7 protein-coding genes are annotated in these 12,853 nt (G+C 34.9%); 4 read left to right on the forward strand and 3 right to left on the reverse strand.

Translation table 11 applies throughout. The features are described from left to right. Nucleotides 1-66 precede the first annotated feature (66 nt). Nucleotides 67-1,251, forward strand: a complete 1,185-nt coding sequence (locus IEV63_RS06670; RefSeq protein WP_188406018.1) for a phosphoglycerate kinase — start codon at nucleotides 67-69, stop codon at nucleotides 1,249-1,251. A gap of 62 nt (nucleotides 1,252-1,313) precedes the next feature. Here IEV63_RS06670 and IEV63_RS06675 read toward each other — a convergent pair whose 3' ends face one another. Further along, complete coding sequence (locus IEV63_RS06675) at nucleotides 1,314-3,734, reverse strand: T9SS type A sorting domain-containing protein (protein ID WP_188406019.1); 2,421 nt, start codon at nucleotides 3,732-3,734, stop codon at nucleotides 1,314-1,316. 309 nt (nucleotides 3,735-4,043) lie between these two features. On the opposite strand from IEV63_RS06675, the gene rnpA reads away from it, so the two are divergent. The 3 genes from rnpA (at nucleotide 4,044) to recQ (ending at nucleotide 8,702) form a co-directional block, all read left to right on the forward strand. After that, nucleotides 4,044-4,436, forward strand: a complete 393-nt coding sequence (gene rnpA, locus IEV63_RS06680) for a ribonuclease P protein component (RefSeq protein ID WP_188406020.1) — start codon at nucleotides 4,044-4,046, stop codon at nucleotides 4,434-4,436. Nucleotides 4,437-4,533: 97 nt separating this feature from the next. Beyond that, the gene (locus IEV63_RS06685) at nucleotides 4,534-6,153 is read left to right on the forward strand and encodes a S41 family peptidase (protein WP_188406021.1); all 1,620 of its coding nucleotides are present in this window, start codon (nucleotides 4,534-4,536) and stop codon (nucleotides 6,151-6,153) included. A 434-nt stretch (nucleotides 6,154-6,587) separates the two neighbouring features. Next, nucleotides 6,588-8,702 (forward strand): DNA helicase RecQ, encoded by a 2,115-nt coding sequence (gene recQ, locus IEV63_RS06690; protein ID WP_188406022.1) that lies wholly within the window; start codon nucleotides 6,588-6,590, stop codon nucleotides 8,700-8,702. Nucleotides 8,703-9,557: 855 nt separating this feature from the next. Here the strand turns inward: recQ and IEV63_RS06695 are convergent. Beyond that, nucleotides 9,558-10,460, reverse strand: a complete 903-nt coding sequence (locus tag IEV63_RS06695; RefSeq protein ID WP_188406023.1) for a histone deacetylase family protein — start codon at nucleotides 10,458-10,460, stop codon at nucleotides 9,558-9,560. A 220-nt stretch (nucleotides 10,461-10,680) separates the two neighbouring features. Beyond that, nucleotides 10,681-12,795, reverse strand: coding sequence for a metallopeptidase domain-containing protein (locus IEV63_RS06700; protein WP_188406024.1), 2,115 nt, complete (start codon nucleotides 12,793-12,795; stop codon nucleotides 10,681-10,683). Nucleotides 12,796-12,853 lie beyond the last annotated feature (58 nt).

Here is a 12,853-nt window from a genome sequence, read left to right on the forward strand (position 1 = left end):
AGTTTAATTAAACATGAGTAATTCTGAATATTTACTTATTTTTGAACTCATTTTTAAACCAATACCATGAATAGCATAGACGGAATTAATTTCGAAAACAAACAAGCTGTAATTCGAGTAGACTTCAATGTACCATTGAATGCTGAACAAAACGTAACTGATACAAGTAGAATTGAAGCAGCTAAACCCAGTATTGTAAAAGTACTAGAAGATGGCGGCTCTGCTGTGCTCATGTCTCACTTAGGAAGACCCGAAGGTAAAGAAGAAAAATATTCACTAAAACATATTGTAAACGCAGTAAGCGATGCTATTGGAGTAAGAGTAAAATTTGCAACTGATTGTGTAGGGCATGAAGTTGAAGAAATGGCGAAAAGCCTTAAAACAGGTGAAGTCTTATTGCTTGAAAATTTGCGCTTTCACAAAGAAGAAAAAGCTGGCGATGAAGCCTTTGCAAAAGCTTTAGCCAATTTAGGCGATGTGTATGTTAATGACGCATTTGGTACTGCTCATCGTGCGCATGCATCAACAACAGTGGCTGCAAAATTTGCTAAAGAAAAATGCATGGGTTATTTGTTGAAAAAAGAAGTAGATAGCCTAGATAAAGTGTTAAATTCAAAAGAAAAACCTGTAACTGCAGTAATTGGCGGAGCAAAAGTTTCTTCAAAAATTACAGTTATTGAAAACATTTTACCAAAAATTGATCATTTAATCATCGGTGGTGGAATGGCTTTTACTTTTATAAAAGCAAAAGGCGGAAAGATTGGAACATCTTTAGTTGAAGAAGACAAACAGGATTTAGCCTTAAGTATTCTTGAAAAAGCTAAAGCACAGAATGTAGAAGTACATTTACCGGTTGATACAATAATTACAAAAGAATTTAGTAATGATGGCGAGCGGAAAGTTCAAGACATTTACAACATTCCTGAAGATTGGATGGGCTTGGACGCTGGAGAACAATCACGTAAAAATTTTGCTGAAGTAATTAAAGCTTCTAAAATTATTTTATGGAATGGTCCTTTAGGTGTTTTTGAAATGGAAAACTTCGCCAATGGTACTATTGCATTAGGTAAAGCTATTGTTGAAGCTACTAAAAACGGAGCGTTTTCTTTAGTAGGTGGTGGCGATAGTGTTTCTGCAGCGAAACAGTTTGGTTTTGATAAAGAAGTAAGCTACGTTTCGACAGGTGGCGGCGCTATGTTAGAAATGCTAGAAGGAAAAACCTTACCAGGCATTAAAGCTTTAGAAGAATAAAAAAAGTTTATAAAAGAAAAAAAGGCTTCCTATTTTGGAAGCCTTTTTTTTCTTAATTATACTTATTGCTTAATAAACTTCTTGGTTAAGTTCATTTCTTTATTTTGAATTTTCAATAAATAAACGCCCGAAGTTAAATCTTGAACAGAAAAATTAAGTTGATTAGCTGATGCATCATGTGTAAATTCAACAACTTTTTTACCTATTAAGTTAAAGATAGAGATATCTACTGCCTCAGTTAAGTTTTCAGTAAAGTTGATGTGCAAAACATCATCCGTTGGATTGGGAAAAATACTGAAATCGGTTTTTGTAAAATCAAGATTTAATAAGGATACTTCTTCAAAACTAATGTTAAATCGAAATGGATCTACAGTTTCTGAAATACTAGCATCAACCGTAAAGTTGTAGTTTAATTCAGCTATAATTTCGGTTTGTGTAGCTAAATAAGTATCATTTAAGTAAACCTTCAAATTTTCTGGTTTATGGTCTAAATCGAAAGTTAAGCTATATTCATTATCTTCATAGTTTACCAAACCAAGTTCTATTACATGACCGTTTGTTGGTATGTTTTGAAAATCTATGGCTTTTAGTCCATTATTAATAATTATATAATTCTCTCCTGGATTCCCAAGTTTTCCTGCATCTTCATCGCTTCCTAGAGTAGTATAATTTTCATTAAAACGCAATCCAATTGCATCGCTCTCTGTCTCGTTGTTGTTTAAGGCTGAAGTTTTATATAAACGCGAATTGATATAAAACTCGTTGTTTACGCTAAATGGTGTTTGCTGAGTTTGCGCTGTTTCTTTATCTGCTTCTTCAAAGGTGATGCTTCCGTTACCTGAAGCAGTATTTTGAACAAAGAAAGCTTGGCCTGGAGCAACATATTGAGTAGCATCAGAACTAAACGGATTTGGAGTTGCGCTTCCCGGTATTGGAACGGTAACAAAGCCTCCATTACCATTATCTCCAGCTATAGACGCATCCCAAACATAGATAAAATCGGTGAGATTAGTACGCGTAGTTGCATTGATATCTACTACAGCTTGGTAAGGATTCCCCACAAAACTATAATTATTGGCTGCTGTTGCTAAGCTTGGCGAAAAACTTCCCGTATGCATATCTCCTGCTGCACTTAAAGTTGTAACAGTTGCGGGAGATGTATTGCTGTTTAAAGCTACTGAGCGATCACCTCGTACAAATAAGCGATAAGGCGTTCCTGCTACGATATTTGTACTAGTTGTAGATGTAACGGCTTGCCATCCAGCTCCTCCAGTTTGTGGATCAACACTATTATCAAATGTAAACAAAGATGGTGTATTTAAGTTAGTAGTATCAAATCCGTTGGTTGCACCATCTGTTCCTGTTATGTGTGTATCTTGCTGCCATGCATTTGCAAAACTTTGTCCTCCAACTGCCGAACTTAATACTCTAAAAGCACGCTTGGCAGGAATAAAACGCTCAACGGTAACATCGCCAGTAATTGTGCCTGATGAATTTCCGTATTGTGCTGTGCTTGTTGCTGTGCTTTTGAATACTAAATCGCCATCGATAGTTATGCTTCCGTTGTTAGTGAGAACTACATTGTCATTAACCGATAGGGTATTTCCTGTATTTATACTTAATTCTCCGTTTAAGCTCAAATTTGTATCTAAATTGATATCGTGAGCAAGAGTAATATTACCATTGCCAACTGGAACTATACCATCATTCCAGATAGTTGAATCCGAAAAATTTCCATCTGCTATGGTGGTAAAAGTTGGACGTTCTATTTTAAAATTATTGAAATAAGGTTCAAAATTAGATTTGTTAGTGTCTGTTGGTCCATCAGTATATAGAAGCGTAAATGATTTTGGTGGCGAACTAACACTCAATAGTTCTGATCCTACTTCTTGATTGTTTGATACCTTAAAAGCCTTAACTAGTAAATTATCTGTAACTCCTCCATTCCAAGTCATTTCAATCCGCCAAGCTTGATTGAATTCATTAGGAGTTAGGTCTACGCGTGTAGAACCTGCAGATGAAGGAAAAATTGTAAGGCGATCGTTTCCTTGGTGTTCTATATTCAGAAGAAAGTCAGTATAATTATCATTAGCCCAGACATCAATCCCTCTTCTACCTCCTGACCAACTGAAGGAAACTTCGAAAATAAATTTTTCTCCAATTTTGAGTTCGTTATCGTCATTATGGTCAAATGCTCTTCTTGCGAAAGCATTCCCACCATCGGTAAACATTGCAAAAGCTTGACCAGAACCAGTATTAATGCTTTGTCTGCTGTTTTGTGTTGAGTTGCCAATAAAAAAACCTGCCGTTCCTTCAGCAGTTAAAAAGTCCCAATTTGCAAATCCAACTCCTTCATTACTTCCATTTGTCCAACCACCACCATAATTACTCGCATTATCTTGCGCAATAGTTGTAAAGGTTTGCCCATACCCAAAGAACATAAAGGCAAACAAAAAACTTATACTTAGTAAAGATTTTTTCATACGACCAATATTTTATAATTTATCAAATCTATAAAAAAAATCTACTTAATCGTTTAAGTTTTAAACTACTACAACGTTGTCGTTTTAAAATTTAACAGTTTTTATGTCATTATTTTTTAAAAGCTAATGCAAAAAGCTAGATTTAAGTACAATAAAATTAGCTAATTACATTTCTATTTATAGTGTCCCTATTTAAGACTCATATGTTTAATACCAACATGATCACCTGTTGCGGATGGTGTTTTAGAGATTGCGTAACTACGGGTAACATTTAAAATAACATTCGGTATTATTCTGTATTTTCGCGACATGGTAGAAAAGCAAAAGCTAAATTTTACGTTTTCAAAAAACCAACGGCTTACGCACAAAAAGCGAATAACCGAACTGTTCGAAAAAGGCATTTCGGCTAAAGCATATCCATTTCGTATAAAGTTTTTATCCAATACACTAGCTTTTCATCGGGTATTAATCGCTGTGCCCAAACGCAATGTTACTTTAGCTAGTAATCGCAATCATATTAAACGCTTAATGCGAGAAGCTTTTCGGCAACATCAACACAAACTTAACAGTTTGCCACAGCACATCGATTTACTGTATATTTTTACTGGAAAAGAAAAACCCAACTACCAAGAAGTAGAAACCAAACTTTTAAAACTTTTCCATACCATTCAAACAGAATTAAAATCTACTGAAAATAGCTAATCGCCAAGCTTGCAAATCCCAAAATTTGCTAAGAGTTTACTTCGATTCATTTAAAAATCTTAAACTTGTACATCAAGTTTAAACGAGTTTCCATACCATGAAAAAGAAAATATACATCGCTTTACTGAGCTTCGGAATTTTAATTTCTGCAGGTTTTACCACCCTAAAAACTGATTTTTTTGAAATTGCCAAACAAATTGAAATATTCACTACACTATTTAAAGAAGTGAACATGAATTATGTGGATGAAATTAATACCGCAGAACTCATGAACACGGCCATTACGGCTATGATGAAGGATTTGGATCCGTATACACAATTTTACAACGAACAAGATGTGCAGGATGCGCGAATTCAACAATCAGCTAATTTTTCAAGTATAGGTGCCAGCATTCAAATGAAGAACGAAGAAGTGGTTATTACCCAAATCACGCAAAATGGCCCCGCTGATAAGGCTGGTTTAAAAATTGGCGATGTACTGCAAAAAGTAGAAGGCATTGTGCTTTCTGGAAATCAAGAAGAAGCCGAAAATTTACTTAAAGGTTCGCCTGGCAGCAAGTTAAGCATAGATTTTCTAAGAAACGGTAAACCACAAAGTAGCGAACTTACCCGAGTTAACGAAGCAGAAAAAGCAGTTCCGTTTTATACTTTATTACAAGATCAAACCGCTTACATTGTGCTTTCTAAATTTACCAAAACTGCTTCCCCAGAAGTTGAAGCTGCACTAAAAGAATTAAAACAAGAAGGTGCTAAACAAGTAATTTTAGATTTACGCAATAATCCTGGTGGATTGCTGGGTGAAGCTGTAAATGTCACGAATATATTTGTTCCAAAGGACGTACAAATTACCTTTACCAAATCGGCAATCGAAAAATACAACGCCAATTACATAACGAAAAATCGTCCCGTAGATACCGAAATTCCATTAGCTATTTTAATTAATGGTCGGAGTGCATCGGCTTCCGAAATTGTTTCAGGAAGCATTCAAGATTTAGATCGTGGTGTAATTATCGGCAACCGAAGCTACGGAAAAGGTTTGGTACAACGACCTAAAAATTTAAGTTACGGCACTTCTGCTAAAATTACCATTTCGCGTTATTACACACCTAGCGGAAGATGCATTCAAGCACTAGAATATCGCGACGGTAAAGCCATTAGGAATACCGAAGATGCCTACAACGAATTCACCACTAAAAATGGCAGAAAAGTATTCGATGGCGGCGGAATTATGCCCGATGTTGAAATTGAAAATACTAAAATTGAAGGCATAACCAAAGCGCTTGTAAAGGAGTTTATCATTTTCGACTTCGCCACGCAATATGTTTTTAAAAATGAATTTATAAATATTGAAGATTTTAAATTAACCGATAAAGATTTTAAAGAATTTATGGCTTTTGCGAAAGAGAATAAATTCGAATTTGAAAATGAGACAGAAAAACACTTTCAGAAAATGTTGATTTCAGCTGAAGATGAAGCTTTAAAAAACATGCTTAATAAAGAAATGGAAGCTTTAGAAAATAAATTAGCAAACGCAGAAAAAGATGCTTTACTTCAACAAAAAGAACAAATCTTAAAACTCTTAAGTCGTGAAATTATTGAACGTTATTTATATGAAGAAGGTGTGTTTAACTATGACATTCAACAAGGTGAAGAAGTAAAAACAGCCCAGGAAATCTTAACCAACTTAAGTGAGTACAACAACATTTTACAGCCTTAATTAATGTGTTAGTTTGAAAATATGTTGATTTGAAGTTGAAAAAGAGATGAGAGATGACTTCTTTCCTTGTTTAGCATCGAGCGAAGTCGAGATGTATGTTGTGAGATGTTATTTTTTCTCTGTGTACTTTGCGAAAAACTTTACGGGCTCTGCGTGAAAATCAATGTATTAATTTGGAAATGAAAAACAGAAAAGAGAGATGAGAAATCTGAAGCCAGATTTAATCGCTTCAAGTTGTAATACGTTATATTTTTACAAATTAACACCCATCTCTAGTCTTCCCTCTAGGGAAGAAGATAAATTCATTTTTTTCCTTGAAGCGATGCACTGAGTATAATCGAAATAGAAATGCCGTAGAAAAAGGCTGTAAAAGATGACCGTTTGAAAATAAATAATGGTTAAATTTATGGCTTTCAATTTTTTTATAAATTCAAATGACTTCATCAATTAACAAAACTAATTACTTAAAAAAATACTTCGGATACGACCAGTTTAGACCCAATCAAGAAGCCATTATCGACGATTTACTTGCTGGAAAAGATGTGGTTGCTATCATGCCAACTGGCGGTGGGAAATCACTTTGTTTTCAGTTACCCGCATTAATTTTACAAGGAACGGCCATCGTTGTTTCGCCGTTAATTGCACTAATGAAAGACCAAGTTGATGCCTTACATGCCAATGGTATTGCGGCAGACTATTACAATAGCTCTCAATCTTCCGCAATTCAAAATCAAGTTTTACAGAATTTACATCAACAAAAAACGAAATTACTATACGTTGCACCCGAAAGCTTAGGGCATTTACTACCGAATCTTCAAGAAGAAAACATCAGCCTTTTTGCTATAGATGAAGCACATTGTATTTCGGCTTGGGGTCACGATTTTAGACCGGCATACACACAATTAGGAAAACTCAAAGTACAATTCCCAAGTATTCCTGTCGCTGCATTTACAGCCACTGCAGATGTAGCCACACAAGACGATATTGTACAACAATTACAAATTCCTTCAGGAAAAAAACACTTGGCTTCCTTCGATCGGAAAAATCTGTTTTTAGAAGTTCGACCAGGAACCCAACGTTTACCACAAATTTTAAAATTCCTAAAAAACAAAAAAGAAGAAAGCGGAATTATTTACTGCTTGAGCCGAAAAAACACAAAAAATATTGCACAAAAGCTGAATGAAAAAGGACTGGAAGCTCAAGCTTATCACGCTGGATTATCTCCAGAAAAACGCAGCCAAATTCAGGATGATTTTGTAAACGATCGTACTCCAATTATCGTAGCCACCATAGCATTTGGAATGGGCATCGACAAGAGTAATGTTCGCTGGGTAATTCATTATAACATGCCTAAAAACATCGAAGGCTATTACCAAGAAGTAGGGCGAAGTGGTCGGGATGGTTTACCGGCTGAAACCTTATTGTTTTATAGTTATGCCGATGTAATTCAACTTCGGCAGTTTATGGAAGATGCGCCCAATGCAGAATTTCAATTGGCCAAATTAGAACGCATGCAACAATTTGCAGAAGCTTTAAGTTGCAGGAGAATTGCCCTACTTAATTATTTTGGTGAACATGTGTCTAAAAACTGTGGCAACTGCGATAATTGCCAAACACCACCTGAATTTTTCGATGGAACAATTTTAGCACAAAAAATCTGCTCAGCAGTACATCGACTAAAACAACAAGAACCCATCGGTATGTTGGTCGATGTTTTACGTGGTTCGAAAAATGCTCAAATTTACGATAAGGGCTACCAGCACATTAAAACTTACGGCGTAGCTAAAAATGTAGCTTGGTTGGATTTACAACAATATGTTATTCAATTGGTAAATCAAGGAATTTTGGAAATTCGCTTTCATCAAAATGGTCGATTATTACTCACTCCGTTGGCTAAAAAAGTACTTTTTGAAGGTGAAAAAGTACAATTAGCAAGCCTACAAATCAAGAAAAAATCAGTTGCCAAAGAAGCTTTAGATGTTCCAGATAGTTCGCGATTATTTGAAGCACTTCGAACGCTAAGAAAAGAAATTGCTATAGACGAAAAAGTTCCTGCTTACGTGGTTTTTAGTGATGCTGCTCTAAAGGATATGGAAAAGTTACTTCCTAAAACTGAAGAAGAATTTTTAGAAGTAAGCGGTGTTGGTGAAGCTAAAAATGAAAAATACGGCAAACGCTTTTTAAAAGCCATAGCCAATTTTTTAGAAGCAAAAAAGAAAGTAAAAAAAACAACTAAAAAATCGAAAACACCAACGCATAAAATCAGTTACCAGCTTTTTAAAGACGGAAAAAGTATTGCTGAAATTGCCAAAGAAAGAAGCTTGACAGAGAATACTATTTATGGACATTTAATGAAGATGCACGAAAGTGAAGGAAACATTGATTTACATAGCTTTATATCTCAATACGAAATTAAAACCATTGTAAAAGCAAAAAATGAAGCTGAACAAGAAAATGAAGAAATCGGTTTAAAAACCATTTTTGAAGAACTCAACGAAGAAGTTCCTTACTGGAAAATTAAAATGGCTTTGTATTTAGATGAAGTTTAATATGTTAATGTGTGAATTGAGATGGAAGTGATTCTCGACTCAGCTCGAACTTGAAACAGAATGTGGAAATTTACTAATTTGAAAAAAAGAGAAATGCCTTTTTTCCTTGTTTAGCATCGAGCGAAGTCGAGATGTAACTAGTTCTCGATTCTGCTCGAACATCAAACATTAAACAATCTATCGGTTTTAACTAATTGATTTAAGATAGCTCGGATTTCAAATCCTAGTAAACAATAGTATCCTGTTTATCCAAGTCTTTGGTCAAAATGCTCGAACTTGAAACAGAATGTGGAAATTTACTAATTTGAAAAAAAGAGAAATGCCTTTTTTCCTTGTTTAGCATCGAGCGAAGTCGAGATGTAACTAGTTCTCGATTCTGCTCGAACATCAAACAATAAACAATCTATCGGTTTTAACCAATTGATTTAAGATAGCTCGGATTTCAAATCCTAGTAAACAATAGTATCCTGTTTATCCAAGTCTTTGGTCAAAATGCTCGAACTTGAAACAGAATGTGGAAATTTACTAATTTGAAAAAAGAGAAATGCCTTTTTTCCTTGTTTAGCATCGAGCGAAGTCGAGATGTAACTAGTTCTCGACTTCTCTCGAACATCAAACATTAACAATCTATCGGTTTTAACTAATTGATTATTCAAAACTAAACAGGCTTTTCTTTGTGTACTATGCGTGAAAATTAATCTACTAATATGGAAATGTCTTAATTTGAAAGTATGCCTATTTGTAAATTTGATGATGTTCCAATTTAAAAATTAAAAAAATGTAAGAATTTAATTCATCTAAAATTGAAATTGAACTTTACATCTTTGCGGCTTATCTTAAAAACTAGCTTTCAAATCAGAAAAAGATGTGCTGCGCTAAACGAAATGTATTGGCATGCGCATCGATAATTACTTTAATGTCTTTAGAGTAACCTCCACCCATGCTGCATTCTACGGGAATTTCGTTTTCGAAGCAGGTTTGCAAAACAAAACGGTCACGTTCTTTACAACCAGCTACTGTACAAGCCAATTTACCAAGTTTATCGGAAGCTAAAATATCCACACCACATAGGTAAAAAATAAAATCAGGTTGAACTTCTTCCAACAATTGAGGAAGTGTGTTTTTTAATTCTTTTAAAAAAACTTCATCCTTGCAATTGTTAGGAAGTGCAATATCCAAATCAGATGTTTCTTTTTTAAATGGATAATTCGATTTTCCATGCATGGAAAAAGTAAAAACACGGTCGTCATTTTGAAAAATCTCTGCTGTTCCGTTGCCTTGGTGCACATCTAAATCTACAATTAATATTTTGTTGATATGGGGTTTGCTGAGTAAATAATGTGCACCAATAGCTTGATCGTTCAGCATACAAAAGGCTTCTCCACGATTGGAATAGGCGTGATGCGTTCCGCCTGCAATGTTCATAGCAACACCATTTTGCAAAGCATAATCGCAAGCTTTTATGGTGCCGTCGGTGATAATTCGTTCTCGTTTTACTAATTCTTCAGATAAAGGAAAACCAATTTTCCGTGCTGCACGTGGTTCAATTTGTAAATTGTATAAATCATGTACATAAGTAGAGTCGTGTGCTTTCAGGATAAATTCATCAGAAGGAATTTCGGGTTCAAAGAAGTTTTCTTCCGTACAAGTTCCTTCATGTAATAATTGCCTAGGCAACAAATCGTATTTTTCCATTGGGAAACGATGTCCTTCGGGTAAAGGATGTTTATAGATGGGATGAAAAGCAATTTTGAGCATATGTAAAATTCTGCTTCAAATTAAGATGAAATGCTTCAACTGAAAGCCCTAGGCTATGGTAAAATTTTGATAAAATGAAATTGATTGTATATGCCACGAATGCACGAATGAAAACCAAAAAAACAATTAGAAATTAAGGCTTAATTTAAAGTTGAAAATTGCTAAAAATCTGGCTTCACTACACTAAAATTACGCGTTCATGGTAAAATATTTATTGAATCTATTCTTTAATGCTTGCCTTCGGATGCAAATCCAATTCTGTTGCTTCATCTAAAATTAATTCAGCTTTATTTTTAAGGATAATTTTAGCACCTTTTTTCATAACTAACTTGCTGTTGGCTTCAAATGAAACTTGGCTTTCTTCATCAATAACAAAAACGGCATTTTCTTCTAAAACTAATTCACCTTCAACTTTTAGATAGGAATTGGCAATAAAACTAGCATTTTCTTCTTTCACCCGATTAATGGTTTTGCTTTTGTTTAGCAGTAGTTCTTTTCCTTTGGTAAGCTGAATTACTTCACCAGCAGGTAAAATAATCGGTCCTGCCATTCTAAAATTTTCTTCAATTTTTCCGTCTTGGTAATTGATTTTCAATTGAAGGTTTCCGTTGGGTAATTTTTGTTGTTCTACACTTAAACTATGTAGAATTACTGGTGCTAACTCGTTTGTTTTCCAATCCATTTTTTGAAAATTAGTAATGGCAGGGTTACTAAAAGCGCTAATTTTCTTCAACTGAATTGGCGTATTAAACATATAAAATGGAAATCCTTTTTTGCCATCTATTTCAAAAATTGCTTGAGTATCGGTATATAAACCGCCAGCTCCGTTGGAATTGGTTTTACGTTCAATTGTTCCATTTTGGTTAAAATCGTAACGAAAAAGCATGGCTTCATGGTGACCAGCATACGCATTTGCTTCTTCATTTTTAACTTGCAAAACTTCATTATCCCAAGCGTAATAACGTTTTTCAAATCCTTGGAAAGTGTAATCGTAATTGCCTTTTCCGTACAAAACTTTCATTCCGTTGGTGCCTTGTACGTTGGTTCCAAAAGTAGTTGCTCTAGAAGGCGCCATCTTTTCGAGAAAAGCATACAAACCTGGTTGATGCTTGGGATGAGCATTGCCATATCGATCTTTTCGACGTAACGGACGTTGGTAATAAATAGCAGTAGTATCTTTTCTATGTTCTAACCATAAATATTGATCTTTTACTTGGGGCAATTGTATGCGAATGCTGTGGTCTTTAGAAAGATAATCATCTAATTCTACTGTTATTTTTTTATCGCTTGGTTTTATGTCGTGGGTAATTTCTGTCCAACCCGCATACCAACGTTCCCAAGCATTAGCGGTTCCAAATTGATTGGAATAGGTGTCCATCATTCCCCAACCGTAATTGTAAAATAAGTAATCTCCTTCGGCACGATTAGCGGTGTTAATGTGTGGCATACTGATCATTCCGTGAGCAATTTCATGAATAAGCAATTCGTGGTTTTGAAACAAATTGCGTTGGGTAAGAAAAATGCGAACACCATTATTGCCAGCGTAAATGGGTTGATTATTTTGGTAAGCTATTATTTCGTTTCCAGCGCCAGTTCCCATAATGGCTTTTCGCCAACCAACACCAGTTTTGCTTCCATTGGGATGTGGCTTCCATGAGTTCCAATTTCTGAATAACAAAATAACAAAATCGAGTTGATGATCTTCGTACGAATTTGTATTGCCTTCAACGGAAGCATCTTTTTGATAGTTGGGGCTATTTTGAATGTTATCGAAGCGCGACCAATCGTAATCTTCTGGATAAATTTCCCGTATTTTTTGAAAAACGCGTTTGTTTAGTTCTCCTCTGCCTGCGGCGGAAGACGGAATTTCTTCAGGACTAATTTTAATAGATATAGCTTTTTTAGATTCAGGATGTTTTAGAGTTTCAAAATACAGTCTAAATTTCCCTGAAGACATGGTATAGTAATAAGCAGAAAGGTTTTCGAAAGTTGAAAAATCAGTGAGATCTATAGTTTCAAATTCTTCTTTTTCCTGAAAACCCCAACTTAGATTTTGGTTATTATCGATAACTGATTTTCCATAATGAACGGGAAATTCTTCTTCAATAGGCCAGTGAAGCAAGTCATCATGAACTGCTTTATCTAGATATTCATCTTCATAATTTACATAAATTACCAATGCGCGTAAGTCGCCTTGGGGCGTAAAGTATTTTCCAAAAGTAGAATTAGGAGCTTCTTTTTTTGGAGTTGAAGTGGTACTAACATCTTGAAATGAAGCTTTTGGACTGGCGCAAGCCATAAAAATAGGGAGAATAGCACTGTATATCAATTTCATAAAGGGAAGGTACGCTTTTTATTAAAAACACGTACAAATGAAAATTACCCTTACTTTG

This window comes from Psychroflexus salis (genome assembly GCF_014640175.1).
Taxonomy (GTDB): domain Bacteria; phylum Bacteroidota; class Bacteroidia; order Flavobacteriales; family Flavobacteriaceae; genus Psychroflexus; species Psychroflexus salis.

Bases quoted from the DNA above. Each gene is read 5' to 3' on its own strand.
- IEV63_RS06670 (WP_188406018.1), top strand. From the start codon at position 67: ATGAATAGCATAGACGGAATTAATTTCGAAAACAAACAAGCTGTAATT.
- IEV63_RS06675 (WP_188406019.1), bottom strand. From the start codon at position 3,734: ATGAAAAAATCTTTACTAAGTATAAGTTTTTTGTTTGCCTTTATGTTC.
- rnpA (WP_188406020.1), top strand. From the start codon at position 4,044: ATGGTAGAAAAGCAAAAGCTAAATTTTACGTTTTCAAAAAACCAACGG.
- IEV63_RS06685 (WP_188406021.1), top strand. From the start codon at position 4,534: ATGAAAAAGAAAATATACATCGCTTTACTGAGCTTCGGAATTTTAATT.
- recQ (WP_188406022.1), top strand. From the start codon at position 6,588: ATGACTTCATCAATTAACAAAACTAATTACTTAAAAAAATACTTCGGA.
- IEV63_RS06695 (WP_188406023.1), bottom strand. From the start codon at position 10,460: ATGCTCAAAATTGCTTTTCATCCCATCTATAAACATCCTTTACCCGAA.
- IEV63_RS06700 (WP_188406024.1), bottom strand. From the start codon at position 12,795: ATGAAATTGATATACAGTGCTATTCTCCCTATTTTTATGGCTTGCGCC.